We start from the raw sequence: 24,061 nt of genomic DNA on the forward strand, positions 1-24,061 counted from the left end.
TTTCAGAATGTTTCAACCCGCCGGACCCTTCATGAGCCTGATCCCAACCTTGGCCGAGACCGTATCCCGCGCCCGCAGCGATCTGCGCATGGGCCTGCCGGTGATGATCGGCGGCCATCTGGTCGCGGCGGTGGAAACCCTGGCCCCGGCCCGGCTGGAAGACATCCGCGCGCTCGGCCGCCCGGTGCTGGCGCTGACGGAACGGCGGGCCGAGACGCTGAAGGCGCGCGCCTATGACGACGGGCTGGCCCGGGTGATCGTGCCGCCTGATGCCGACCGTGCCTGGCTGCGGGCGCTGGCCGATCCGTCGGGCGACCTGATGACGCCGATGAAGGGCCCGCTGTTCACGGAACGCGAAGGCGACGCTACGCCGCACCTGGCGGGGCTTGCGCTGGCGAAATCGGCGCAGCTTCTGCCCGCCGTGCTGGTGGTTGCAACCGCGCCCTTGCCGGGCCTGACGCAGCTTGCCCCCGGTCCGTTGCTGGCGCGGCTGGCGCACGAGGCGGCGATGGCCCCGGTCGCGGCGGCCAACCTTCCGCTGCTCGCGGCGGAACGTTCGCGCCTGCACATCTTCCGCCCCGACGACGGCAGCGCCGAGCATTACGCCATCGAGATCGGCGATCCGCCCCGCGACGCGCCCGTGCTGGCGCGGCTGCATTCGGCCTGCTTCACCGGCGACGTGCTGGGCAGTCTCAAATGCGATTGCGGCCCGCAGCTTCATGCCGCGCTGGCGGCCATGGGGCAGGCGGGGCAGGGGGTGCTGCTTTATCTGAACCAGGAAGGGCGGGGGATCGGGCTGGCCAACAAGATGCGCGCCTATGCGCTGCAGAACCAGGGCTTCGACACGGTGCAGGCCAATCACCGCCTGGGGTTCGAGGATGACGAGCGCGATTTCCGCATCGGCGCCGCGCTGCTGCGGCGGATGGGGTTTTCGTCCGCGCGGTTGATGACCAACAACCCGCGCAAGGTCGCCATGCTGGAAGGCCACGGCATCACCGTGACCGAGCGCGTGCCGCTGGTCGTGGGCCGGAACCGCTTCAACGAGGCCTATCTGGACACCAAGGCGGAAAAGTCGGGGCATCTGCTGTGACGCCCGACGATCTGGTCCTGACGACGCAGGGGCTGCGCTTTCGCGGGCGCCTGTTCCCGTGCAGCATCGGCAAGCGCGGCGTGACGGCCGACAAGCGCGAGGGCGACAAGGCCACGCCCGAGGGGGTGATGCGGATCACCGGGCTGTGGTACCGCCCCGACCGGCTGGCGCGGCCCGCCCCCTGGGCGCGGCCCATCGGGCCGGGCGACTTGTGGTGCGATTCGCCGGATCATCCGGCCTACAACCACCATGCCCGGGCGCCTCTGGCGGCCAGCCATGAAAGGCTGCGCCGGGCCGATCCGCTTTACGACCTGATCCTGACGACCGACTGGAACTGGCCCCATGCGGTGCCGGGGCGGGGATCGGCGATCTTCCTGCACCAGTGGCGCCGCCCGGGTTTCGGGACCGAGGGGTGCATCGCCTTTGCAAGGCCACATCTGATCTGGATTGCGCGAAGGGCAAGACCGGGGACGCGGGTGATCGTGCCGTCACCCTGACTGGCGAAGGACGTCGCCTTCGCCACGCAGTGCCCTTGCCGCAAGCGCCGTCGGCCTGCCGGGTCATGATATGGCACCGTTTCTGATGGCGCCCTCCCACGCGGGCGGGGGAAACGCGTGCGTTTCCCGGTCCCGCCCGTGCTACAGCGCATTCCTGGGCATCGGCAGCTCGCCCCGGTTATAGGGCCCCCAATCCGTCACCTCGGGATAGAACTGCCTGCGCCAGGCGCGGACGCGCGGGTTCATCCGACGCCGCCACCAGGGCGGGACCATGGCCATGAAGGTCATCGCCGGATAGCCGAAGGGCAGTTGCGGCGCCTCGTCCTTGCCATAGGTCTGCAACAGGGGAAAGCGCCGGTCGGGCTTGTAGTGGTGGTCCGAATGGCGCTGCAGGTTGATCAGCAGCCAGTTCGAGGCCGTATGGCTGGCGTTCCAGCTGTGGCGCGGCAGGATATGTTCATATCGCCCGCCGCCCAGGTGCTTCCGCGTCAGGCCGTAATGTTCGACGTAATTCGTCAGCTCCAGTTGCCAGATGGCGATGAAGGCCTGAAAGACGAACAGCAGCAGCCCCTGCGCGCCGCCCAGAACCAGGGCCAGTACGATCATCGCCCCCTGCAGCGCCCCGTAGCGCCAGAAAGGGTTTCGCCGGTCGCGGGGGCTGCGCCCCGCCCGGGCCAGCAGCCGCGTCTCGGCCCGCCAGGCGCTGGCCGGACCCTCGCGCAGGACCCGCCGGAAGAAGCGATAGAACCCCTCGTTATAGCGCGCGGACACCGCGTCCCGGGGGGTCGAGACCCAGGCATGATGGACCAGAAGATGCTCGGTCCTGAAATGCGAATACAGGGTCGAGGCCAGCAGAAGGTCGCCCATCCAGCGCTCCAGCGCGGACTTCTGGTGCAGAAGCTCGTGGGCATAGACCATGCCGATGGTGCCGGACAGCACGCCGATGCCGAAGAACAGGCCAAGCTTTTCCAGGCCTGACAGGTGGCCTGAATGCGTCGCATGCCAGATGGACCCGAAGATCGCCGCGAACTGAAGCGGGAACCAGACGACCGTGACGGCGCGGTGCCAGAACAGGGCGCGCGTCTCGGTCTGCGGGTCCGGGTTCGCCTCGTTGAGCCCCAGCACGCCATCCAGGACGGTCGTCAGGTACCAGGCATAGGCGGGCAGCAGCATCCACCAGAAGCCCCCCCAGGCTGCCGCCAGCCCGACCAGCGGCAGCATGACCACGGACATCCAGAAGGGCGCTGCGGGGGGCAATCTGCCTGGGGTTGAATCGCTCATGCCGCGATACTACGCGGCGATTTCCGCCCGTGCCATATCCCAGACCTTGCGCATCAGGCCCGGCAGGGCGTCCCGGTCGATATGCCGCAGCGGCACGAGATGGCCGCGCGCGGGCGCCGCATCCAGGTCGCCCACCACCACTTGCAAGGACAGGTTGAAATGGGTGAAGACATGGCGGACATGGCCGATTTCCCGCCAGTCGGCCATGCCGGGCGGCGGCAGGTCGCGCCCGTCCCAATGGGCCGAGGGGAAGGCCAGCGTGCCGCCCAGCAGGCCCTTGGCGGGCCGTTCCTCCAGCACCAGGGCGTCGCCGTGGCGGGCGACCCAGGCAATGCCGCTGCGGTCGGGCTTGGCGGGCTTGGGCGCCTTGCGCGGCAGGCTGGCGGCGATCCCTTCGGCGCGGGCACGGCAATCGTGGATCAGCGGGCAGATGCCGCAGGCCGGGTTGCGGGGCGTGCAGATGGTTGCGCCCAGGTCCATCATCGCCTGCGCGTAATCGCCAGGCCTTTCGCGCGGCGTCAGCGTTTCCGCCAGGGCCACCAGTTCGGGCTTGGCGGCGGGCAGGGGCGTTTCGACCGCGAACAGCCGCGCCACGACGCGTTCGACATTGCCATCGACCACGGTTTCCGGCGCGTCATGGGCGATGGCGGCAATCGCGGCCGAGGTATAGGCGCCGATCCCCGGCAGCGCCTGCAAGCCGTCCCGCGTCTTCGGAAAGCCCCCTGCCGCCGCCACGGCGCGAGCACAGGCCAGCAGGTTGCGGGCGCGGGCGTAATAGCCAAGCCCCGCCCATTCGGCCATCACCTGGGCGTCATCCGCCGCAGCCAGCGCCTCGACGGTCGGCCACAGCGTCGTGAAGCGCTCGAAATAGGCCTTCACCGCGGCAACGGTGGTCTGCTGCAGCATCACCTCGGACAGCCAGACGCGGTATGGATCCGCCGGGCCGCCCCCGGGCGCTACGCGCCAGGGCAGGATGCGGGCGTGGCGGTCGTACCAGGCCATAAGCTGCGGGGCGATCACCGATGTGTCACACAATTATCAGTCCCTTGTTCCTTCACCGCGCTTTCCTCTGGTGGCGGGGCTGATTAAGGATATGGGGGTGATATCCGGACAGGCAATGATGGCACGATCGCCCGACCACCCCCGCAACCCGCAAGCCCGCCGCAAGCGCGGCTTCCAGCAGGCCGCGACCCTGCTGGCCGACCGGGTGCAAAGGGCGGCCGAGGGGCGGGGCTTTGCCGTCGCCCGCCTGCTGACCCACTGGCCCGAGATCGCGGGCCCCCAGCTTGCCGCCATGACCCGCCCGGTGCGCATCAGCCACACGCGCGGCGGCTTTGGCGCGACGCTGACCCTGCTGACCGCCGGATCCGTCGCCCCCCTGGTCGAGATGCAGCTGCCGCAGCTGCGCGAGCGGGTGAATGCCTGCTATGGCTATAATGCCGTGCAACGGATCCTGCTGACCCAGACGGCGGCCTCGGGCTTCGCGGAAGGGCAGGCCTTCTTTTCAGCCACGCCGGCCAAGGCCGACCAGCCCGATCCGGCCACCCGCCAGGCCGCCGCGCAGGTCGCGGGCCAGTTCCAGGATCCGGCGCTTGCCGAGGCGATGGCCCTGCTGGCGCTGAACATCGCAACCAAACGACACCGGAACCACTGAAAGGATTTTCCATGCTGATCCGCTCTGCCGCAGCCGCCCTGGCGCTTGCCCTCGCCGTTCCTGCCGCGATGGCCCAGGAGGCCGCGACCGCCGCACCGGCCGCGCAGGCGGAAACCCTGCCCGACATCGCGCTCGGGGCAGAGGACGCGCCGCTGACGGTGATCGAATATGCCAGCTTCACCTGCGGCCATTGCGCGGATTTCCATGCCGAGAGCTGGCCGAAGCTGAAGGCCGAATATGTCGATACCGGCAAGGTCAGGTTCATCCAGCGCGATGTCTATTTCGACCAGCCGGGCCTCTGGGCCGGCGTCCTGGCGCGCTGTGGCGGGGACGAGAAATTCTATGCCGTGTCCGACATGCTGTTCGACGAACAGAAGACCTGGCTGGCCGGCGGCACGGGCGAGGAGATCGCCGCGAACCTGCGCAAGATCGGCCTGAAGGCCGGGATGACCGAAGACCAGATGAGCGCCTGCTGGGAAGACACCGCCAAGGCCGAACAGCTGATCGCGACCTTCCAGAAGAACGCCACCACGGACCAGATCGAGGCAACGCCGACCTTCATCATCGGGGGCGAAAAGGTGATGAACCAGCCTTGGGACGACATGAAGAAGGTCATCGACGGCAAGCTGGCCGAAGCCAACTGACGACCTGCCCTGGCCCGCCTGCCGACAGGGCGGGCCAGAATCGGCCCTGCCATCCCACGCATTTGCCCGACAATTGCTTTTTGTCTGGCCGGACCGCATGATTCCCGGGCGCCAGCACGGCGCATGTCACAGGGAATGGCTACCATGATCAGAGAGTTCCGGGAATTCATCGCCCGCGGCAATGTCATCGATCTTGCCGTCGGCATCATCATCGGCGCGGCCTTCACGGCGATCGTGAACTCGTTGGTGTCCGACCTCATCACCCCGATTCTCGGCGTTCTGACCGGAGGCATCGACTTCTCGAACCTGTATCTGGTGCTGCCGACCGGCATCGAGGTGCCGGAAACCGCCAGCCTTGCCGCCGCGCGGCAGACCGGCGCGCCGGTCTTTGCCTATGGCGCCTTCCTGATGGCGGTGCTGAACTTTGTGATCATTGCCTGGGCGGTGTTCCTGCTGGTCAAGGCCGTCAACCGCCTGCAGCGCCTGGCCACGAGGCCGCAGGCCAAGGAAGTCGTGGCGCCCGGCCCGACGCAGGAGGAACTGCTGGCCCAGATCCGCGACCTGCTGGCCGACCGCTCTGTCTGGGCGGACCGCCCGGTGCCGCGGGCCTGATCGCGGCGGGGGGTCGGTCCGCGCCGCCTCCGCCTCAGCTGGCCAGCAACTGGTCGGGCGTGATCGCCTCCAGCCCCAGGGCCTCGCCCACGGGGGGTGAGGTCAGGCGGCCCCCATGCGTCGAAAGGCCTGCCCGCAGATGCGGATCCTCCAGAACCGCCTGCCGCCAGCCCTTGTCGGCCAGGGCCAGCATGAAGGGCAGCGTCGCATTGCCAAGCGCCTGCGTCGAGGTCCGCGCCACCGCGCCCGGCATGTTCGCCACGCAGTAATGCACGATCCCGTCCACCTCATAGATCGGCTCCTGGTGGGTGGTCGGGCGAGATGTCTCGAAGCAGCCGCCCTGGTCGATGGCCACGTCCACCAGCACCGCCCCGGGCTGCATGGTGGCAAGCTGGTCGCGCGAAACCAGCTTGGGCGCGGCGGCGCCGGGGATCAGCACGGCGCCGATCACCATGTCGGCGGTGCGGATCAGTTCGGCGGTGGCGGCGGCGCTGGAATATTGCGTGGTCAGCCGGCCCATGAAGATGTCGTCGAGATATGACAGCCGCGCCACCGACCGGTCCGTGACGGTGACGTTGGCGCCCATGCCCACGGCCACCCGCGCCGCCGCCGTGCCCACGACGCCGCCGCCGATGATGACCACATTGGCGGGCCGGACGCCAGGCACGCCGCCCAGCAGCACGCCGCGCCCGCCATTGGCCTTTTGCAGTGCCCAGGATCCGACCTGCGGGGCCAGCCGTCCCGCCACCTCGGACATCGGCGCCAGCAGGGGCAACCCGCCGCGCGCGTCCGTCACCGTCTCATAGGCGATGGCGGTGACGCCCGATCCCAGCAGGTCGCGGGTCTGGTCGGGATCCGGTGCCAGGTGCAGATAGGTGAACAGCACCTGCCCTTCGCGCAGCATACGGCGCTCGGCGGCCTGGGGTTCCTTGACCTTCACGATCATCTCGGCCGCGTCGAAGACGGCCTTCGCATCGGGCGCAATCATCGCCCCGGCGGCAGCGTAATCCCCATCCGTGAACCCCGAGCCAAGGCCAGCGCCGGTTTCCACCACCACGCCATGGCCGCGTCCGACCGCCTCGGTCACGGCGGCGGGCGTCAGGCCCACGCGGAATTCCTGCGGCTTGATTTCCTTCGGGCAGCCGATCTTCATGGCCCCATCCTCCCCTGTTTGGGCCAGTGTGACACTGGCTTGCCGCAAGGTGTTGCGAAGCTTTGGTCTTTCGGGCCCTTCGGACGGCAGAAACCACTGGCAGACCGCCCGATGTTGGAAGAAGATCCCGCCATGTCCGATCTTGATGCAATAGACCGCCGCATCCTTGCCCTGCTTCAGAAAGAAGGGCGAATCAGCAATGCCGAACTGGCGCTTCGGGTCCACCTGTCCCCTTCCGCCTGCCACCGCCGCGTCCAGCGGCTTGAGGAAACGGGCGTGATCCATGGCTATGTCGCGCTGCTGGACGCCCGCAAGCTGCGCCGCCAGACCACGGTCTTCGTGGAGATCACCCTGTCGGGCCAGGCCGACGAGGTGCTGGAGGCCTTCGAGAAGGGCGTGCGCGCCATCCCCGACGTGCTGGAATGCCACCTGATGGCCGGGACCGCCGATTACCTTCTGAAGATCGTGGTCGAGGATACCGACGATTTCGCCCGCATCCACCGCCAGCATCTTGCCCGCCTGCCGGGTGTGGCGCAGATGCATTCGTCCTTTGCGTTGCGCACCGTGTTCCGCACCACGGCGATTCCGGTGTGACGGGGCCGCCGGCTGCGGATGCGCCGAATTCGGGGGGACAAAAGCAAACCCCCGCGGCTTGCGCTGCGGGGGTTTGCGGATAACGCGGATCGCGTCGTCTTACAGTGCGCCTTCGCGCGCCCCTCAGAGAGCGCCTTCGCGCTGTGCCTTTTTACGGGCCAGCTTGCGGGCGCGGCGGACGGCCTCGGCCTTTTCACGGGCTTTCTTGACCGACGGTTTCTCGAAATGCTGCCGAAGCTTCATTTCGCGGAACACGCCTTCGCGCTGAAGTTTCTTCTTCAGGGCACGGAGCGCCTGTTCGACGTTGTTGTCGCGAACATTGACCTGCATGTGGTTGTCACCACCTTCCTAGGTTAGAGTTGCAAAGATTGCAGGATGCGCCCCCCTATCAAAGCCGGGCGCGCTTGTCCAGACGGAGGCTGTTCCATGACCCGAACCGACCGCGACGCGCTTCTTGACGCCGCCCTGACCCATGTCCCCTTCGAGGGGATGAACGACCGCGCCCTGATGGCTGGCGCGCGCGATCTGGGCATGTCGCGCGACCTGGCGCGGGTGCATTTCCCTCAAGGAGGCGCGGGGCTGGCCGCCGCCTATCACCGCCGCGCCGACGCCATGCTGCGCGAAAGCCTGATCCAGACCCCGCCGGGCGGGCGTTTCCGCGACCGCGTGGCCGAGGCGATCTGGCGGCGCCTGATGCTGGTCGATTCCGAACTGGTGCGCGCGGGCGCCGCGACGCTGAGCCTGCCGCAGAATGCCGCGCTGGCGGCCCGGCTGGTCTGGGAAACGGCGGATGTGATCTGGACCGGGCTTGGCGACCGATCCACGGATGTGAACTGGTATTCCAAGCGGGCGACCCTGTCGGCGGTGATCAGCGCCACGGTGCTGTTCTGGCTGGGCGACAGTTCGCCCGACCACCAGGACACCCGGGCCTTCATCGGCCGCCGCATCGACGGCGTGATGCGCTTCGAGCAGGTCAAATCCGGCTTGCGCAAGCTGCCCGGCGCGGAAAGGCTGGCGGGCATGGCCTTTGGCTGGATTCGCGCGCCCCGGTCGCGCGACCTGCCCGGCCGGGCAAGACCCTGACCAGGAGAGACGATGTTCCCCGATTCCATGAACGCGGTCGAGATCGCGGACCCCGGCGATGCCACGATGCTGCGCCCGACCCTGCGCCCGGTCCCGGTGCCGCGCCACGACCAGATCCTGATCCGCGTGGCCTATGCCGGGGTGAACCGCCCCGACGTGCTGCAACGGCAGGGCCTTTACGAGCCGCCGCCCGATGCCTCGGACCTGCCGGGACTGGAAGTCTCGGGCGAGATCGTGGGCATGGGGGTGGGCGTCACCCGCTGGCGCAAGGGCGAACAGGTCTGCGCGCTGGTGCCGGGCGGGGGCTATGCCGAATACGTCGCCTGCCATGCCGACCATGCGCTGCGCATCCCCCATGGCCTGGGCTTGCGCGAAGGCGCCTGCCTGCCGGAAACCGCCTTCACCGTCTGGTCCAACGTCGTGACCCGCGGCGGCTTGACGGGGGGCGAGCGGTTCCTGGTCCATGGCGGCACCTCCGGCATCGGCATGATGGCGATCCAGGTCGCCCGCACCTTGGGCGCCCGGGTCTTTGCCACGGCCGGCAGCGACGAGAAATGCGCGGCCATCGCGTCCTTGGGCGCCACGCCGATCAACTATCGCACCGGGGATTTCACAAAGGTCATGATCGCCGAGGGGGGCGCGGACCTGATCCTCGACATGGTGGGCGGCAGCTACATCGCGAAGAACGTCAAGGCCCTGGCGCCCGACGGGCGGCTGGTGATGATCGCCTTCCTGGAGGGCTCGAAGGTCGAACTGAACTTCGCCCCCATCATGGCCAAGCGGCTGACCGTCACCGGATCGACCCTGCGCCCGCAATCGGATGCCGCCAAGGCCGAGATCGCCGAGGCGCTGCGCAAGCGGCTGTGGCCGCTGATCTCGGGCGGGTCGGTCAGGGTCACGATCGACAGCGAGTTCGAGCTGGCGAATGCCGTCGAAGCGCATCGCCGGATGGAAAGCAGCCAGCATATCGGCAAGATCGTGTTGAAGGTGGCGGGCGACCCGGCCTGACCTCAGGTCCAGTATCTTTCGGCCCCCACCAGGGCATCGTGGGCATCCTCTGCTGCCGCCAGCAGAGGCGCCCGGTCCGCCGCATGGGTCAGGTCGGCCACGCCAGGCGCGTCGGCCAGGCCCAGGCGTTCCAGCACCAGGGGCGCCGCCGCCAGGTCGTTCAGCGCGCCCAGGTGATCCTGGAAATCCGCAAGCGCCGCCCCGAATTTCTTGCGGTCCTTCGCGCGGTCACCCGTGAAAAGCGGCGCGAAGAAGTCGGCGGCATAGCGCAGCTTCTTGGCGTCCTTGCGCAATTCGTGCCGCGCCTCGTCCTCCAGATGGGACAGATCTCGCCCGCCCTTCTTCACCTTGCGGCGGAACCGCGACAGCGCGGCGGCGGCAAAATCCTGCGCCTCCATGTCGCGAGCACCTTGGGTGTCGGGTTCCGTCAGCCAGTCGCCCGCGCCGACCCATTCCGCAAGATCCAGCATCAAGGCCCGCACGCGGTCAGAGGCCAGCGCCTCGGCCACCGCGTCATGGGCGGCCTCGCGGGCCGCGCGGAGGCGGTCATGAAGCGGCCCGGCCGGCGCGCGGGGCAGCAGCACGTCCAGGTCGCGCGCCTCGCCCAGTGTCCCGGCCAGCCAGCGCAACTCCTCGCGCAGCCCGGCTCCTGATGTGCCCAGTATCGGCCGGAAGATGGTGAAGGCCGAGCGCAGGCGGCGCAGCGCGACCCGCGCCTGGTGCAGGGGTTCGGCTGCGCGCGTGACCAGCAGCAGGTCCTCGTTCAGGCGGAACTGGCGCAGGCAGGACAGCACGATCCGCTGAAAGGCCTGGGCCGCCGTCATGCCCCGGTCAAGCGCCACGTCCTCGGCCTTGACCGAGATGGGCAGGGGGCCGATCAGGCGATAGCCGCGTTCGGACTTGGTCAGCACGCCCAGCCTGACCGGCGCCACGGCATTCAGCCGGCGCGCGACGGCGAACAGGGCGTCCTGCGGCCCCGAGATCAGTTCCAGCTCGCATTCGCAGACCGGGCCGCGGCGGTCGGATGCCGTGATCTCGCCGCGGTCGATCACCGCCTCGATCCGGGCGCCGCCTTCGTCGAAGGTCCAACTTTGGCGGATGACGGACACGGTGAAGACAGGCGCGAGCGCTTGGGTCCTGTCGCCCAGAACGCCTGCGACCGGCGTGGTATCGTCCAGCACGGGCCTGTCGTCGTTGACCGGCATCTCCCATTCCGGGCGGGCAAAGATTCCTGCCGCGCCCCCTTTTGCCTGCTTGACAGTCTGGATGCGCCTGCCCTTGGCCTTGCGGATCCGCAGGGACAGCCCGGCCCCGGCCAGCGCGTGGTCGGGCGTGTCGAAATAGACCGCATGCTGCGCGACCGGCTTGGGCTGGCCAGGCAGAACGCCCGCGGCCAAGATGGCATCGGCTCCGGCCTCGGTCAGTTGCAGCTTCAGTTCGATTTCATCCATGCCACACCTTCAGCCTGCGATTGTTCAAGTCGTGCAGGTCCGACCGGGTTCCGCGAGCATTCAGCGCGTCCTTTCCATCAGCACCTGCGGGCGGGCGCAGTCGCGCCGGGCGTCCGGCGCGCAGGCGCGCGGTTCCAGGTCGCGGGTCAGGCAGATGCGGACCTCGGCCAGCGCCTCGGCCTTGCAGGTGACGGTGACGCCGTCGGGGGCCAGGTCGGGATTGGCCTCGATGAAGGCCTCCTCGACGACCGCGGGCACCAGGGCAAGGTCGCGGTCCAGGTCGTCGAAGGCCGCGGGGATCGCGATGCGCTCTGCCGCCTTCCGGGTGGCCGCGTAATAGCCCGCCGCCGACAGGCCCGAGCAGCGGCCATGCTTGCGCCATTGGTAAAGCGCCAGGCCAGGCGCCATCAGATCGGCCATGGCCTGCGTCTGCCGCCGCGACGGGTCGCGCTCGTCGGTGTCGCAGTGATCGGGCCAACCCCGTTCATGTTGCGGCCACAGGCCATGGACCACGAAATCCCGGCCGCCGCCCCCGTCGCATTCCGGGGCATCCCGCCCATCGCCCGTCGTCCGGCACCAGGCGGGCTGCCAGCTGAGCGACAGGACGTAATAATCGAAATCGCCCGCAACGCCCCCGGCCGGGGCAGGTGCGGACCAGAGCGCGGCCAGCAGCGGGGTCAGCAATGCAGCCTTCATGGCCGCACCATGCCCTGCAAGCCGCCTTGCGTCCACTGCCCTCATGCGAATCCCCTTTTCCCCGCGCGGCAGAATCGCTATATCGGCTGACAATTCCCCCCGAAAACGAGGAATGGCACGCGCCGAAAGCCGTTTTCCCGGCCAAGGCCCCTATTGTTCGGGGGCAGACATGCGAAGGAGATTGACATGAGCAAGCCGCTGATGGCCAAGGCGACCGCCGTCTGGCTGGTGGACAATACCACGCTGAGCTTCAAGCAGATCGGCGACTTTTGCGGGCTGCACGAGCTGGAAGTGCAGGGCATCGCGGACGGCGACGTGGCCGCGGGCGTCAAGGGCTATGACCCGGTCGCCTCGCATCAGCTTGACGCCGATGAAATCCGCAAGGGCGAGGCCAGCCCCACCTACAGGCTGCGCCTGAAGCACAACCCCGCCGCCGAGGGCGAGGAAAAGCGCCGCGGGCCGCGCTATACCCCCCTGTCCAAGCGCCAGGACCGTCCGAACGCGATCCTGTGGCTGGTCAAGTTCCACCCCGAACTGCAGGACGCGCAGATCGCCAAGCTGGTCGGCACGACCAAGCCCACCATCGCCTCGATCCGCGAACGCACGCACTGGAACATCCAGAACATGCAGCCCATCGACCCGGTGGCGCTTGGCCTTTGCCGCCAGTCGGAACTGGACGCCGCCGTCCAGAAGGCCGCCAAGAAGGCCGGCGCCACCGGCGAGGTGATGAGCGATGACGAGCGCCGCAAGCTGGTCAGCACCGAAACCTCGCTGGCGATGAGCGACGAGCCGCGCCTGCCGTCGTCGATCGCGGGGCTGGAAGGCTTCTCGCTGACGCGTGACGAGGACAAGACGCCCGAGCCGGACCTGGACGCCGACAGCTTCTTCAACCTGCCCGACGCGGGCGAGGACGAGGAAGACGAGGGGCGCTGATCCCCTTGCAGGGAAAGTCGCGGCAAAAAGGCCGGTGCGGATCATCGCACCGGCCTTTTCCCTTTTCCTTGTCGCTGGCTGCCGTCAGGCGCGGCCACGCACCATGCGCACGATCCAGATCAGGATGCAGGCGCCGATCACGGCCACGATCAGTTGTCCGATGATGCTGCCTCCCGCGCTGCTGCCAATCAGCGCGTCGAAGATGAAGTTACCGATCAGCGCGCCGATGATGCCGACGATGATGTTCATCAGCAGCCCGGTGTCGGTTTTCATGATCTTCTCTGCGATCCACCCTGCGATTGCGCCCAGGATGATCGACATAATCCAGCCAAAACCTTCCATGCACTTCCCCTTTTTTCCAATGACCCCGCTGATCCGGAAGTGCGGGGTCTTCGCCTGTCAATGCGCGGTGCCCCCCTTGCGTTCCCGCAAGCGACGGAAATGGTTGTGCTCTGTCAGATCGACAGGCAGATGTATTTCATCTCCAGGTAGTCCTCGATCCCGTGGCGGCTGCCTTCGCGGCCCAGCCCCGACTGCTTGACGCCGCCGAAGGGCGCCACCTCGGTCGAGATCAGGCCGGTGTTCACGCCGACGATGCCGTATTCCAGCGCTTCCTGCACGCGGGTGATGCGGCCGATGTCGCGGGCATAGAAATAGGAGGCCAGCCCGAAGATCGTGTCATTGGCCTTGGCGATCGCCTCCTCTTCGGTTTCGAAGCGGAACAAGGGGGCCAGGGGGCCGAAGGTTTCCTCGGTCGCGACCTTCATGCGGTCGGTGACGCCCGTGACCACGGTCGGCTGGAAGAACAGGCCTTCCATCCGCTCGCCCCCGGTGACGACCTGGCCGCCGCCGTCCAGCACGTCGCGGATATGCTCCTCGACCTTTTCCACCGCGTCCTGGTTGATCAGGGGGCCGGTGGTCACGCCATCGTCCAGCCCGTCGCCCACGCGCAGCTTGTCCACCGCCGCCGCCAGCTTCTGCGCGAAGGCGTCATAAACCCCCGCCTGGACATAGATCCGGTTCGCGCAGACGCAGGTCTGGCCGTTGTTGCGGAACTTCGAGGCCATCGCCCCTTCCACCGCCGCATCCAGGTCGGCGTCGTCGAAGACGATGAAGGGCGCGTTGCCGCCCAGTTCCATCGAACATTTCAGCACCTGGTCGGCGGCCTGGCGCAACAGGATCCGGCCCACCTCCGTGCTGCCGGTGAAGGTCAGCTTGCGCACCAGGGGGTTCTCGCAGAATTCCTTGCCGATGTCGCTGGACCGCGACGAGGTGATCACCGACAGGATCCCCTTTGGCAGGCCAGCGCGTTCGCCCAGCACCGCCATGGCCAGGGCCGAAAGCGGTGTCTCGGCAGCAGGACGGGCCACGAAGCCGCAGCCCACGGCCAAGGCAGGGGCGGCCTTTCGCGCGATCATCGCGTTGGGGAAGTTCCAGGGGGTGATGGAGCCCACCACGCCGATGGGCTGGCGGATCACCGTCAGGCGCTTGTCGGGCAGGTGGCCGGGGATCGTCTCGCCATAGACGCGCTTGGCTTCCTCGCCGAACCATTCGACGAAGCTGGCGCCATAGGCAATCTCTCCCTTGGCCTCGGGGAAGGGCTTGCCCATCTCGGCCGTGAGAATCCGCGCCAGGTCGTCCTGGTTCGCCATCATCAGGTCGAACCATCGGCGCATGACCTGCGCCCGGTCCTTGGCGGTGCGGGCGGCCCAGCCTTTCATCGCCTCGGCGGCGGCCTGGATGGCGCGGGCGGCGTCGGCGCGGCCAAGGTCGGCGACCTTGGCGATCACGTCGCCGCGCGCGGGGTTGATGACATCGAAGGTCGCGCCGCCTTCGGCCTCGACCCACTCACCCGCGACAAAGGCCCGGGTTTCCAGAAGCGAGGGGTCGCGCAGCAGGGTCTTGAGGTCGGTGGAATGCTTGGTCATGGCTTGCTCCTTCGAGGTTGGCGTCATGATCGCCTCGCGGGCCGGTCTTGTCAAAAGCCGAGCGCTCCCTGTCTCGTCATCGAAAAGTCGTGCCTTGGGGAAACCAATGGCGGGGCGGCTGCGTTGGACCTGCATCGCTAAGCCTTCCCTCTTGGCGACCCTCTCTCTGATGGGGCGGTGTGCCGGTCGCGCACCGCCCTTTTTCATGCGGAAAGGTCGCGCCAGCAGCGCTGCCGGTCACCGGGCGCGGGTGCTGCGGCATGGACGCCCCGCGCGACGGCCCGCGCCAGGCAGGATGCCGCCGCATGGCCCAGCAGGAAGGGGTCCGTCGCCGGATCGGTCAGCGGCCTTGCCCCGGTCGAGACGGCAAAGACCAGGTCCCCGTCAAAGGGCGTGTGGCTGGGCACAAGGGCGCGGGCCATTCCGTCATGGGCGGCAACGGCAAGGCGCTGCAGCGCCGGCTTGTCCAGGGCCGCGTCGGTGGCGAGGATGGCGATGGTCGTGGCCTCGCCCAACCGCTTGGCGGGTGCGGGTTCATGGCCGGCCGGAAAGGCGCCAGGAAGGCCAAGCCCCCCGAACTCGGCCCCCAGTTCCCAGGGCGCGGCCCAGAAGTGCCGCGTTTCGCCGACCGTCGCCTGTCCAAGCGCGTTGACCACCACCAGGGCGCCTACTGTCAGCCCGTTCGCCAGCACCGCCGATGCCGACCCGAGGCCGCCCTTGAGGTTCGCCGTCATGGCCCCGGTGCCCGCGCCCGTCGTTCCGATGGCGAAATCGGTGGCGGCGGCATCGAAGGCCGCCCGGCCAAGCGCCGGATAGGGATTGTCGGCCCAATCCTTGTCCCCGCCGTTCAGCAGGTCGAAGACGATCGCCCCGGGCACGATCGGCACCCGCGCCGCGCCCACCTGGAACCCCCGCCCCGCCGCGCGCAGGCCCGCCATCACCCCGTCGCAGGCGGCCAGCCCGAAGGCCGATCCGCCGGACAGGACAAGCGCATCCACCTGCGCAACCAGCTTGTCGGGGGCCAGCAGGTCGGTTTCGCGCGTCCCCGGCGCCCCCCCCATGACATGGACCGCAGCCGCAAGGGGATGGTCCGCCGCCAGCACGGTGACGCCGGACGCAAGCCGCCTGTCAGTGGCATTGCCGACCCGCAGGCCGGCGACATCGGTGATCAGGTTCAGCCGTCCCGCCTTCATGCGCTAGTCCTTTGTAAGCTCGATCTGGCGCACGCGGATGTGACGCAGCGATTCGACCATCAGCGCAGTCGTCAAGCCAAAGCTCAGCAGGCCGTTGGCCGCGGCCAGCCCGCCCAGGATGCGCCATTCCAAGGGCATCAGCACATCGCCATAGCCAAGCGTGGTGAAGGTCACCAGCGTGAAATACATCGCCTCCTCGAAGCCCGAGAAGACGCCCAGCAGGTGAAAGGCCAGCGCCCAGAGCCAGACCGACATCGTGACCATGGCCAGCACCGACAGGCTGGAAACCAGGACAACCAGGATCAGCTTGGGCCGGTGGGGCGCACGCACCAGCCAGTCCTCCCACCGGGCATAGGCCCATTCCAGAAGCCAGATGAACAGGCTGCCCATGGCGATGCTGCTCAGCATCAAGGCCGATCCGAACGCGATCTGTCCCAGCATGGCGATCCCCCTGCGTCGTCCTGCAAGGGCTAGCCCAAGGCAAAGTCAGTGCGCAACGCGCATCTTTACAGACCGCCGCCGCAGCCCTATCTGACAGCGCCATGGCCCAGGATCCCGACAAGAACTACAAGATCATCGCCGAGAACCGGCGGGCGCGCTTCGATTACTTCATCGAAAGCGATCTCGAGGTCGGCATCGTCCTGACCGGATCCGAGGTCAAGTCGCTGCGCACCGGCCAATCGAACATCGCCGAAAGCTATGCCTCGGTCGAGGATGGCGAGCTTTGGCTGATCAACGGCTATATCGCGGCCTACAAGCAGGCCGGGGTGTTCGGGCACGAGGAACGCCGCAAGCGCAAGCTGCTGGTGTCGCGCAAGGAACTGGCGCGGCTGTGGCAGGCCGTCGGGCGCGAGGGCATGACGCTGGTCCCGCTGGTGATGTATTTCAACCACCGCGGCATCGTGAAGCTGAAGATCGGCGTGGCCAAGGGCAAGAAGAACCACGACAAGCGCGAAACCGACGCCAAGCGCGACTGGAACCGGCAGAAGCAGCGGCTGCTGAAGCAGGGCTAAGCCATTGCACGGGCGCCCTTCGCCCTGTAGATCAGGCCCGCACCGGGCAGGGGAGGGGCCATGCAGGACGATCCGAAAACGCTGGTCTCGACCGATTGGCTGGCGGCGCATCTGAACGATCCCGACCTGCGCATCCTGGACGCAAGCTGGCACATGCCTGCCACGGGCCGCGACGCCCGGGCCGAATATGACGCGGCCCATGTTCCCGGCGCGCGCTTTTTCGACATCGACGCGATCGCCGACCAGCGATCTGCGCTGCCCCACATGGCCCCGCCGGTCGAGATGTTCATCAGCCGGATGCGCGCCATGGGCGTGGGCGACGGGCATCAGGTCGTGGTCTACGACAATTCCGACGCACGCAGCGCCGCACGGGTCTGGTGGACCTTCCGCCTGATGGGCAAGACCGATGTGGCGGTCCTGGACGGCGGCTTCGCCAAGTGGCAGGCCGAGGGCCGCCCGGTCGAGGACATGCCCCCCGTCATGCGCGACCGCCACATCACCGTGCAGCGCCAGGCGGGCCTCGTGCGCGACGTGACGCAGGTCGCCGCCGCCAGCAAGCTGGGCGACCACCAGATCGTCGATGCCCGCGCCGCCGACCGTTTCCGGGGCGAGGCGCCCGAGCCGCGTCCCGGCCTCCGGTCCGGCCATATCCCCGGCGCGCGCAATGTCCCCTTCGGGCGGCTGCTGAACGCGGACGGCACGATGAGGCCGCCCGCCGAGTTGCGCGCCGAATTCGAAGCCGCGGGCGTCGATCTGAAACAGCCCGTGATCACCAGCTGCGGCAGCGGCATCACCGCCGCCGTGCTGAGCCTTGCGCTGGAACGGATCGGGCACCGCAACCACTCGCTTTACGACGGAAGCTGGACCGAATGGGGCAGCTTCCCGGACCTGCCCATCGCAACCGGAGACGCCTGATGCTGTCCAACCTCCAACCCCAAGCCCCTGATTCGATCCTCAAGCTGATCGAGGAATTCAAGGCCGACACCCGGCAGGGCAAGATCGACCTCGGCGTCGGCGTCTACAAGGATCCCCAGGGAGTGACGCCGGTCATGCGGGCGGTCAAGGCGGCGGAACAGCGGATCTGGGAAAGCCAGACGACCAAGGCCTATACCGGCCTGGCGGGCGAGCCCGACTATCGCAACAGCATGGCGCAGATGGTGCTGAAGGACGTGCCGTCGGACCGGCTCGCCTCGCTGGCGACGGTTGGCGGCACCGGCGCGATCCGGCAGGCGCTGGAGCTGGCGCGTCTGGCCAATCCCGGGGTGACGGTCCATGTGTCGAACCCGACCTGGCCCAACCACCTGTCGATCATGAAATTCATGGGCCTGCCCTTTGTCGAATACCGCTATTTCGACGCGGCGACCCGTGGCGTCGATTTCGACGGCTTGAAGGAAGACATTGCCAAGGCTGGCAAGGGCGACATCGTTCTGCTGCACGGCTGCTGCCACAACCCGACCGGCGCGAACCTGTCCATGGACCAGTGGAACGAGGTGGCAGGGATCCTGGAAAAATCCGGCGCGATCCCGCTGATCGACCTGGCCTATCAGGGCTTCGGCGACGGCCTCGAGGAGGACGCGGCCGCCACCCGCATGATCGCGGCACGTCTGCCCGAGGTGCTGATCGCGGCCTCCTGCTCCAAGAACTTCGGCATCTATCGCGAACGCACCGGCATCCTTTTCGCCCTGGCGGAAAACAGCGCCGCGCGCGATCTGGCGCAGGGGTCCATGGCCTTCCTGAACCGGCAGAACTACTCGTTCCCGCCGGACCACGGCGCGCGGATCGTCAGCACCATTCTGACCGACGACGCGCTGCGGGCCGACTGGGCGGCCGAGCTCGAGGAGGTTCGCAACACCATGCTGGGCCTGCGGGCGCAACTGGCGTCGGAACTGCGCGACCTGTCGGGCAGCGACCGCTTCGACTTCATCCAGCAGCACCGCGGCATGTTCTCGCGGCTGGGCGCCACGCCGGAACAGGTCCAGAAGCTGAAATCCGACGCGGCCATCTACATGGTCGGTGATTCGCGGCTGAACATCGCCGGGCTGAACCGGCACACCGTGCCTGTCCTGGCGCGCGCGATCATCGACGCGGGGGTCTGAGACCCTCTGTCATCCCGGACTGCGCAGCATCTCGTTGACGCCGCGCAGGACGGGACCGTCCTCGCCCATCCCGACGGTCATGGCTCCGGTCGCCCGCAAACGCCCGAGGTCCAGCATGATGCAGGGCCAATCGGCGCGCGCAGGCAGCCTTGCCGACACGACCACGATCCGGCGCGGCTGGCAGGCCGCGGGGGCGCGGTTTTCGGCCCCCTTTCCGGTGAAATGCCAGACCTGCCAGCCTTGCGGCAGCGCGGCCATGCGGTCGCGCTTGTCGCCCTGCCAGGCAGGACGGGCTGCCGACTCTTCCTGTGTGGCGCTATCGCCATCCTCCTGCAGCCATGTGCTGACGATGAAGGCCCCGCCCGAGGGTTTCGACACGGCCCTGCCTTGCGCCGTCATCAGCCCGACCGCCTCGCCTTCCGGGGCGACCAGCAGCAGGGGGCGGCTGGCAGTCAGCCAGATCGCCCCCGACGCCGCCAGCATCACCAGCCCTGCCAGAAAGCCCGCGCCCATGGGGCTTGGGCGGCGTGCAAGGACACCCTGCCGCCAGCACAGGACCGCCAGCGTGGCGCCAAAGCACATCAGCGGGATCACCGGGCCGGGCGGCAGCGGCAGGGTCGTGACCGCCCCGCCCAGACCTGCCACATATTCGGCCACCCGCAGCATCCACCGGGTCCCCAGGCCCATGACCCACAGCGCCGGCCCTGCCAGACCCACCGGGGCCAGCAGCGCGCCGATCACGCCCGCGGGCATCACCAGGGCGCCCATCACCGGCACGACCAGCAGGTTCGCGAGCAACCCATACTGGGCCATGCGGTTGAAATGCGCCGCCGCCAGTGGCGAGGTCGCCACCGAGGCCACCAGCGAGGATACCAGCAACATCGCCACCGGCCGCAGCCAGAAGGGCAGGTGGGGCGAGATGCGGGACCAAGGTCCATAGACCAGGATCAGCGCGACGGTGGCCGCGAAGCTCATCTGGAAGCCGGCATGGGTCACGGCCTCGGGCGAGTAGATCAGGATGATCGTCGCGGCCAGGGCCACGGTGCGCAGGGATATCGCGCGCCGGTCGGCCGTGATCGCCAGCAGCATCACCGCAACCATGACGAATGCGCGTTCGGTCGCGACGCCCCCGCCCGACAGCCACAGATAGGCGGCGGATGCGGCAAGCGCGCCAAGCGCCGCGATCTTGTGCACGCCCTGCGGCAGCGGCGCGCCCAGACCCTGCGCCAGCACCAGGGCCAGACGCAGCGCGGCATAAACGAAGCCCGCCAGCATCGACATGTGCAGGCCGGAGATCGAGATGATGTGATACAGGTTGGATGCCCGCATCAGTTCGTTGGTGGCTTCCTCGATCCCCGAACGGTCGCCGGTCATCAGGGCCGAGGCCACGGCCCCTTCCTGCCCGCCGATGCCGTCCTGGATCGCCCGGCTGACCGCCATGCGGGCACGGTGCATGGCCCAGAGCCCGCCCTCGGCCGGTTCAACGGTCATGATGGGCGTGCGGGTATAGCCGACGGCGCCCAGCCCCTCGAACCAGGCAAGCCAGCGGAAATCGAAGCTGCCCGGAGAGGCCGGGGCAGGGGGCGGGCCGAGATGGCCGGTCAGCATCACGCGCTGGCCCAGGGGCGGCAGCGGGTCGGCCTGGTCCATCAGCGACAGCCGGACGCGCCCGGGGGTGCGGTCGGGTGCGGTGTCGCGCAGGACCACCCGGTCCAGCGTCAGCCGGATCCGGTCCCGGGCCGATCGGTCGATCTCGACCAGCCGCCCCTCGACGGGGCCGTAGTAGCGCCATTCCATCACCGGGGCCGCGACCATTGCCGACCGCAGGCCGATCAGCCCAAGGCCCGCAATGACCAGCAGCAGCGCCGTGGATCCGATCCTCAGCGCATCCGCAAGAGACCAGGCGATGCGCCCCCGTTCGGCCCAGGGCAGGGCCATGCGGCCAATCGCCAGGGCCGCCACCGCCAGCAGGCCAAGAGCAATCCACATCCCGCACGGGGGCGGGGCGGGCAGGGCGAACCACAGGGCAATGCCGGCGGCCAGGCAGACCGGCACCCAGGAAAACAGCCCGGCGCGAACCGTGGCCGCCATCCGCGCGGGCCGCGCGGCGAGGTGCCGCGATGCCCGGCGCGCGACCGAAAAGCCCGGCAGTGCCGTCGTGTCGCCCGAGGCGGCCATTCTTGTCCTTTCGCGGCGGCTTCTCTATCTCTGCGCGCGAACGATGGCATGGACAGCTTACCAAAGCGTTAATGCCTGCCCGGATCCAGGAAGGCCGCCCATGTCCGATAGCTCGCCCGCCGCAACGCAAGTCGTCACCCGCTTCGCCCCCTCGCCCACCGGCTATCTGCATATCGGTGGTGCGCGGACGGCGCTGTTCAACTGGCTTTACGCCCGGGGGCGGGGCGGCAAGTTCCTGTTGCGGATCGAGGATACCGACCGCGCGCGTTCGACCCCCGAGGCGACCGAGGCCATCCTGAAGGGCCTGACCTGGCTGGGCCTCGACTGGGATGGCGAGCCGATCAGCCAGTTCGAGCGCCGCGAGCGCCACGCCGAGGTCGCGCGCCAGATGCTGGCGAACGGCACCGCCTACAAGTGCTTCTCGACCCCCGAGGAGATCGCCGCCTGGCGCGAGGCCAACCCGCGCCAGCCCTTCCAGAGCCCCTGGCGCGATGCGGCTGACCTGCCCCTCGAAACGGACGGGACGCCCTATGCCATCCGCCTGCGCGCCCCGCGCGAGGGCGAGACAGTGATCGACGACGCCGTGCAGGGGCAGGTGCGCGTGGCCAACGACCAGTTGGATGACATGATCATCCTGCGCTCGGACGGCACGCCCACCTATATGCTGGCGGTGGTTGTGGACGACCACGACATGGGCGTGACTCATGTGATCCGGGGCGACGACCACCTGACCAACACCGCGCGCCAGATCCAGATCTATGACGCGATGGGCTGGCCGCGTCCGGTCTTTGCCCATATCCCGCTGATCCACGGCGAGGATGGCAAGAAGCTGTCCAAGCGCCACGGCGCCGTGGGGCTGCATGAATTCGCGGCGCTTGGTTATCCGGCGGCGGCAATGCGCAACTATCTGGCGCGGCTTGGCTGGAGCCATGGCGACGACGAGCTGTTCGACGACGCGCAGGCCCGCGAATGGTTCGACCTGCCGGGCATCGGCCGGGCGCCCGCGCGGCTGGACTTCAAGAAGCTGGAGCATGTCAGCGGGCATCATGTCGGCATCATGCCGGATGCCGAACTGATGGCGGCACTGGATCTGTTCCTGTCCGAAACGGGGACCGATCCGCTGACGCAGCGTCAAAGGGATCGGCTGGTCGCTGCGCTTCCGGCCTTGAAGGAAAAGGCGAAAACCCTGCCGCAGCTGCTGGATCAGGCTCGGTTCGCGCTGATCGACCGGCCGGTCGAGGTGGACGACAAGGCGGCCAAGGCGCTGGATTCGGTATCCCGTGGTATGCTGAGCGCGTTGACTGCCGCAGTGCAGCATGCTAGCTGGACGCGAGACGAGCTGGAGGGGGCGGCCAAGCAGGTCGCCGAGGAAAACGGCGTCGGGTTGGGCAAGCTCGCGGCGCCCTTGCGCGCCGCCCTGGCCGGCCGCACGGCGACCCCCAGCGTGTTTGACATGATGACGGCGCTAGGCCGCGAGGAATCGCTGGCCCGGTTGCAGGACCAGACGGATTTGGCAGGCTGACGGCCTGCCCCCACTTGCCAGGTCGTCCCGAGCGAAGTCGCCCCCGCGAACGCAAGGGTTGGCCCGGCCCAGCCGGAAAGGACGCTTTGGATGGCTGACGCGACGACCGCCACACTCAAGATCAACGACTCGGAATACGAGCTGCCGATCCTCAGCCCGACGCAGGGGCCGGATGTGCTGGATATCCGCAAGCTCTATGGGCAGGCGGACGTGTTCACCTATGACCCCGGCTTCACCTCGACCGCGAGCTGCGATTCGACGATCACCTTCATCGACGGCGACAAGGGAGAGCTGTGGTATCGCGGCTATCCGATCGAGCAGCTGGCTGCCCAATCGCATTACCTGGAAGTCTGCTACCTGCTGCTTTACGGCAACCTGCCGAATGCCGAGCAGCTGCATGATTTCGAATCCCGCATCACGCGCCACACCATGGTGCACGAGCAGATGCACAACTTCTTCCGCGGCTTCCGCCGCGACGCGCATCCGATGGCGACCATGGTCGGCGTCGTGGGCGCCATGTCGGCCTTCTATCACGACTCGACCGACATCAACGACCCCTGGCAGCGCGAGGTCGCCTCGATCCGGCTGATCGCCAAGGTGCCGACCATCGCGGCGATGGCCTACAAGTATTCGATCGGCCAGCCCTTCGTTTATCCGCAGAACGAACTGGATTTTGCCAGCAACTTCCTGCACATGTGCTTCTCGGTCCCGGCCGAGAAATATGTCGTGAACCCGGCCCTGGCCCGTGCCATGGACCGCATCTTCACGCTGCATGCGGATCATGAACAGAACGCCTCGACCTCGACCGTGCGTCTGGCAGGCTCGTCGGGGGCGAACCCGTTCGCCTGCATCGCGGCCGGCATCGCCTGCCTGTGGGGTCCGGCCCATGGCGGCGCCAACCAGGCCTGCCTGGAGATGCTGCGCGAGATCGGCACCGTGGACCGCATCCCGGAATACATCGCCCGCGCCAAGGACAAGGATGACCCGTTCCGCCTGATGGGCTTCGGCCACCGGGTCTACAAGAACTTCGACCCGCGCGCCAAGGTGATGAAGGAATCCGCGGACGAGGTTCTGGATCTGCTGGGCGTCCACAACAACCCGACGCTGCAGGTCGCCAAGGAGTTGGAGAAGATCGCGCTGGAGGACGAGTATTTCGTCTCGAAGAAGCTTTATCCCAACGTCGACTTCTATTCGGGCATCATCCTCGAGGCCATGGGCTTCCCGACCTCGATGTTCACGCCGATCTTCGCGCTGTCGCGCACGGTGGGCTGGATCGCGCAGTGGAAGGAAATGATCGGCGATCCGCAGAACAAGATCGGCCGTCCCCGCCAGCTGTACGTGGGCGAGGCCAAGCGCGACTATGTCGAGTTGAGCGCGCGCTGATCGGCCGCATGGTTCAGGGGGCCCCCTTCGGGGGCCCTTTTTCGTTGCGCCC

Annotated in this window: 25 protein-coding genes; 14 read left to right on the forward strand and 11 right to left on the reverse strand. The window is 68.0% G+C overall.

The features are described 5' to 3' along the window. Positions 1-31 precede the first annotated feature (31 nt). Both ribA and OU682_RS00860 read left to right on the forward strand, forming a co-directional pair. The gene (gene ribA, locus OU682_RS00855; protein WP_268940171.1) at positions 32-1,090 is read left to right on the forward strand and encodes a GTP cyclohydrolase II; all 1,059 of its coding nucleotides are present in this window, start codon (positions 32-34) and stop codon (positions 1,088-1,090) included. Continuing rightward, complete coding sequence (locus OU682_RS00860) at positions 1,087-1,587, forward strand: L,D-transpeptidase family protein (protein WP_268940172.1); 501 nt, start codon at positions 1,087-1,089, stop codon at positions 1,585-1,587. Before ribA ends, OU682_RS00860 begins: the two co-directional genes overlap by 4 nt. Positions 1,588-1,728: 141 nt before the next feature. On the opposite strand, the gene OU682_RS00865 is transcribed toward OU682_RS00860, so the two are convergent. Both OU682_RS00865 and OU682_RS00870 read right to left on the reverse strand, forming a co-directional pair. Further along, positions 1,729-2,820, reverse strand: coding sequence for an alkane 1-monooxygenase (locus OU682_RS00865; RefSeq protein WP_268940173.1), 1,092 nt, complete (start codon positions 2,818-2,820; stop codon positions 1,729-1,731). 57 nt (positions 2,821-2,877) lie between these two features. Next, entirely contained in the window at positions 2,878-3,870 is a 993-nt protein-coding gene (locus OU682_RS00870; RefSeq protein WP_268940379.1) for an A/G-specific adenine glycosylase, read from the reverse strand. 118 nt (positions 3,871-3,988) lie between these two features. Here OU682_RS00870 and OU682_RS00875 point away from each other — a divergent pair, with 118 nt between their 5' ends. The 3 genes from OU682_RS00875 to mscL all read left to right on the forward strand — a co-directional run bounded on the left by OU682_RS00875 (position 3,989) and on the right by mscL (position 5,778). Continuing rightward, the gene (locus tag OU682_RS00875) at positions 3,989-4,522 is read left to right on the forward strand and encodes a DUF721 domain-containing protein (protein WP_268940174.1); all 534 of its coding nucleotides are present in this window, start codon (positions 3,989-3,991) and stop codon (positions 4,520-4,522) included. 11 nt (positions 4,523-4,533) lie between these two features. After that, positions 4,534-5,166 carry a DsbA family protein gene (locus tag OU682_RS00880; protein ID WP_268940175.1) on the forward strand — a complete coding sequence of 211 codons (633 nt, stop codon included), beginning with the start codon at positions 4,534-4,536 and terminating at the stop codon, positions 5,164-5,166. 144 nt (positions 5,167-5,310) lie between these two features. Further along, complete coding sequence (mscL, locus tag OU682_RS00885) at positions 5,311-5,778, forward strand: large conductance mechanosensitive channel protein MscL (protein WP_268940176.1); 468 nt, start codon at positions 5,311-5,313, stop codon at positions 5,776-5,778. A 34-nt stretch (positions 5,779-5,812) separates the two neighbouring features. On the opposite strand, the gene ald is transcribed toward mscL, so the two are convergent. Beyond that, positions 5,813-6,931, reverse strand: a complete 1,119-nt coding sequence (gene ald / locus OU682_RS00890) for an alanine dehydrogenase (RefSeq protein WP_268940177.1) — start codon at positions 6,929-6,931, stop codon at positions 5,813-5,815. 132 nt (positions 6,932-7,063) lie between these two features. Between ald and OU682_RS00895 the strand changes: the two genes are divergently transcribed. Then, positions 7,064-7,525, forward strand: a complete 462-nt coding sequence (locus OU682_RS00895) for an Lrp/AsnC family transcriptional regulator (RefSeq protein ID WP_103173147.1) — start codon at positions 7,064-7,066, stop codon at positions 7,523-7,525. A gap of 123 nt (positions 7,526-7,648) precedes the next feature. Here the strand turns inward: OU682_RS00895 and rpsU are convergent, their stop codons facing one another. Then, positions 7,649-7,855, reverse strand: coding sequence for a 30S ribosomal protein S21 (gene rpsU, locus OU682_RS00900; protein WP_022705914.1), 207 nt, complete (start codon positions 7,853-7,855; stop codon positions 7,649-7,651). A 96-nt stretch (positions 7,856-7,951) separates the two neighbouring features. On the opposite strand from rpsU, the gene OU682_RS00905 reads away from it, so the two are divergent. Then, positions 7,952-8,608, forward strand: a complete 657-nt coding sequence (locus tag OU682_RS00905; RefSeq protein ID WP_268940178.1) for a COQ9 family protein — start codon at positions 7,952-7,954, stop codon at positions 8,606-8,608. A 12-nt stretch (positions 8,609-8,620) separates the two neighbouring features. Beyond that, positions 8,621-9,616 (forward strand): NAD(P)H-quinone oxidoreductase, encoded by a 996-nt coding sequence (locus OU682_RS00910; RefSeq protein ID WP_268940179.1) that lies wholly within the window; start codon positions 8,621-8,623, stop codon positions 9,614-9,616. 2 nt (positions 9,617-9,618) lie between these two features. Here OU682_RS00910 and OU682_RS00915 read toward each other — a convergent pair whose 3' ends face one another. Together OU682_RS00915 and OU682_RS00920 are read right to left on the reverse strand one after the other, a co-directional pair. Next, a complete protein-coding gene (locus tag OU682_RS00915; protein ID WP_268940180.1) occupies positions 9,619-11,067 on the reverse strand; it encodes a CYTH and CHAD domain-containing protein in 1,449 nt (482 codons plus the stop codon). 60 nt (positions 11,068-11,127) lie between these two features. Further along, entirely contained in the window at positions 11,128-11,763 is a 636-nt protein-coding gene (locus OU682_RS00920; RefSeq protein WP_371832190.1) for a ribonuclease T2 family protein, read from the reverse strand. 186 nt (positions 11,764-11,949) lie between these two features. On the opposite strand from OU682_RS00920, the gene OU682_RS00925 reads away from it, so the two are divergent. After that, on the forward strand, positions 11,950-12,696 hold the full coding sequence (locus OU682_RS00925) for a DUF1013 domain-containing protein (protein WP_268940182.1): 747 nt from the start codon (positions 11,950-11,952) through the stop codon (positions 12,694-12,696). 84 nt (positions 12,697-12,780) lie between these two features. Here the strand turns inward: OU682_RS00925 and OU682_RS00930 are convergent, their stop codons facing one another. From OU682_RS00930 to OU682_RS00945, 4 genes are all read right to left on the reverse strand, one after another. Next, positions 12,781-12,969 (reverse strand): GlsB/YeaQ/YmgE family stress response membrane protein, encoded by a 189-nt coding sequence (locus tag OU682_RS00930; protein WP_329609762.1) that lies wholly within the window; start codon positions 12,967-12,969, stop codon positions 12,781-12,783. A gap of 182 nt (positions 12,970-13,151) precedes the next feature. Continuing rightward, on the reverse strand, positions 13,152-14,624 hold the full coding sequence (locus OU682_RS00935) for an NAD-dependent succinate-semialdehyde dehydrogenase (protein WP_268940184.1): 1,473 nt from the start codon (positions 14,622-14,624) through the stop codon (positions 13,152-13,154). A gap of 203 nt (positions 14,625-14,827) precedes the next feature. Then, positions 14,828-15,817, reverse strand: a complete 990-nt coding sequence (locus tag OU682_RS00940; protein WP_268940185.1) for a P1 family peptidase — start codon at positions 15,815-15,817, stop codon at positions 14,828-14,830. Between the two features lie 3 nt (positions 15,818-15,820). Next, positions 15,821-16,258 carry a potassium channel family protein gene (locus OU682_RS00945; protein ID WP_268940186.1) on the reverse strand — a complete coding sequence of 146 codons (438 nt, stop codon included), beginning with the start codon at positions 16,256-16,258 and terminating at the stop codon, positions 15,821-15,823. A gap of 101 nt (positions 16,259-16,359) precedes the next feature. On the opposite strand from OU682_RS00945, the gene smpB reads away from it, so the two are divergent. From smpB to OU682_RS00960, 3 genes are read left to right on the forward strand one after another with little or no spacing between them, the layout of a single operon-like run. Next, positions 16,360-16,830: an SsrA-binding protein SmpB gene (gene smpB, locus OU682_RS00950; protein ID WP_268940187.1), complete on the forward strand. Its 471-nt coding sequence runs from the start codon at positions 16,360-16,362 to the stop codon at positions 16,828-16,830. A 60-nt stretch (positions 16,831-16,890) separates the two neighbouring features. Then, positions 16,891-17,745, forward strand: coding sequence for a 3-mercaptopyruvate sulfurtransferase (gene sseA, locus OU682_RS00955; protein ID WP_268940188.1), 855 nt, complete (start codon positions 16,891-16,893; stop codon positions 17,743-17,745). Beyond that, entirely contained in the window at positions 17,745-18,926 is a 1,182-nt protein-coding gene (locus OU682_RS00960; protein WP_268940189.1) for an amino acid aminotransferase, read from the forward strand. Before sseA ends, OU682_RS00960 begins: the two co-directional genes overlap by 1 nt. A gap of 9 nt (positions 18,927-18,935) precedes the next feature. On the opposite strand, the gene OU682_RS00965 is transcribed toward OU682_RS00960, so the two are convergent. Then, positions 18,936-21,104 (reverse strand): ComEC/Rec2 family competence protein, encoded by a 2,169-nt coding sequence (locus OU682_RS00965; protein WP_268940190.1) that lies wholly within the window; start codon positions 21,102-21,104, stop codon positions 18,936-18,938. A gap of 100 nt (positions 21,105-21,204) precedes the next feature. Here OU682_RS00965 and gltX point away from each other — a divergent pair, with 100 nt between their 5' ends. Next, complete coding sequence (gltX, locus tag OU682_RS00970; protein ID WP_268940191.1) at positions 21,205-22,626, forward strand: glutamate--tRNA ligase; 1,422 nt, start codon at positions 21,205-21,207, stop codon at positions 22,624-22,626. 90 nt (positions 22,627-22,716) lie between these two features. After that, on the forward strand, positions 22,717-24,009 hold the full coding sequence (gene gltA, locus OU682_RS00975) for a citrate synthase (protein ID WP_268940192.1): 1,293 nt from the start codon (positions 22,717-22,719) through the stop codon (positions 24,007-24,009). Positions 24,010-24,061 lie beyond the last annotated feature (52 nt).

Origin of the sequence: Paracoccus benzoatiresistens (genome assembly GCF_026913015.1) — a bacterium.
In the GTDB taxonomy this organism is placed as follows: Bacteria; Pseudomonadota; Alphaproteobacteria; order Rhodobacterales; family Rhodobacteraceae; genus Paracoccus; species Paracoccus benzoatiresistens.

Coding starts and splice junctions, on each gene's coding strand:
- OU682_RS00965 (WP_268940190.1), bottom strand. CDS start 21,104: ATGGCCGCCTCGGGCGACACGACGGCACTGCCGGGCTTTTCGGTCGCG.
- OU682_RS00905 (WP_268940178.1), top strand. CDS start 7,952: ATGACCCGAACCGACCGCGACGCGCTTCTTGACGCCGCCCTGACCCAT.
- OU682_RS00930 (WP_329609762.1), bottom strand. CDS start 12,969: ATGAAAACCGACACCGGGCTGCTGATGAACATCATCGTCGGCATCATC.
- ribA (WP_268940171.1), top strand. CDS start 32: ATGAGCCTGATCCCAACCTTGGCCGAGACCGTATCCCGCGCCCGCAGC.
- OU682_RS00880 (WP_268940175.1), top strand. CDS start 4,534: ATGCTGATCCGCTCTGCCGCAGCCGCCCTGGCGCTTGCCCTCGCCGTT.
- mscL (WP_268940176.1), top strand. CDS start 5,311: ATGATCAGAGAGTTCCGGGAATTCATCGCCCGCGGCAATGTCATCGAT.
- OU682_RS00865 (WP_268940173.1), bottom strand. CDS start 2,820: ATGTCCGTGGTCATGCTGCCGCTGGTCGGGCTGGCGGCAGCCTGGGGG.
- OU682_RS00945 (WP_268940186.1), bottom strand. CDS start 16,258: ATGCTGGGACAGATCGCGTTCGGATCGGCCTTGATGCTGAGCAGCATC.
- OU682_RS00870 (WP_268940379.1), bottom strand. CDS start 3,870: ATGGCCTGGTACGACCGCCACGCCCGCATCCTGCCCTGGCGCGTAGCG.
- gltX (WP_268940191.1), top strand. CDS start 21,205: ATGTCCGATAGCTCGCCCGCCGCAACGCAAGTCGTCACCCGCTTCGCC.
- ald (WP_268940177.1), bottom strand. CDS start 6,931: ATGAAGATCGGCTGCCCGAAGGAAATCAAGCCGCAGGAATTCCGCGTG.
- OU682_RS00920 (WP_371832190.1), bottom strand. CDS start 11,763: ATGAAGGCTGCATTGCTGACCCCGCTGCTGGCCGCGCTCTGGTCCGCA.
- OU682_RS00915 (WP_268940180.1), bottom strand. CDS start 11,067: ATGGATGAAATCGAACTGAAGCTGCAACTGACCGAGGCCGGAGCCGAT.
- sseA (WP_268940188.1), top strand. CDS start 16,891: ATGCAGGACGATCCGAAAACGCTGGTCTCGACCGATTGGCTGGCGGCG.
- rpsU (WP_022705914.1), bottom strand. CDS start 7,855: ATGCAGGTCAATGTTCGCGACAACAACGTCGAACAGGCGCTCCGTGCC.
- OU682_RS00910 (WP_268940179.1), top strand. CDS start 8,621: ATGTTCCCCGATTCCATGAACGCGGTCGAGATCGCGGACCCCGGCGAT.
- OU682_RS00960 (WP_268940189.1), top strand. CDS start 17,745: ATGCTGTCCAACCTCCAACCCCAAGCCCCTGATTCGATCCTCAAGCTG.
- gltA (WP_268940192.1), top strand. CDS start 22,717: ATGGCTGACGCGACGACCGCCACACTCAAGATCAACGACTCGGAATAC.
- OU682_RS00925 (WP_268940182.1), top strand. CDS start 11,950: ATGAGCAAGCCGCTGATGGCCAAGGCGACCGCCGTCTGGCTGGTGGAC.
- OU682_RS00935 (WP_268940184.1), bottom strand. CDS start 14,624: ATGACCAAGCATTCCACCGACCTCAAGACCCTGCTGCGCGACCCCTCG.
- OU682_RS00940 (WP_268940185.1), bottom strand. CDS start 15,817: ATGAAGGCGGGACGGCTGAACCTGATCACCGATGTCGCCGGCCTGCGG.
- OU682_RS00875 (WP_268940174.1), top strand. CDS start 3,989: ATGGCACGATCGCCCGACCACCCCCGCAACCCGCAAGCCCGCCGCAAG.
- OU682_RS00895 (WP_103173147.1), top strand. CDS start 7,064: ATGTCCGATCTTGATGCAATAGACCGCCGCATCCTTGCCCTGCTTCAG.
- smpB (WP_268940187.1), top strand. CDS start 16,360: ATGGCCCAGGATCCCGACAAGAACTACAAGATCATCGCCGAGAACCGG.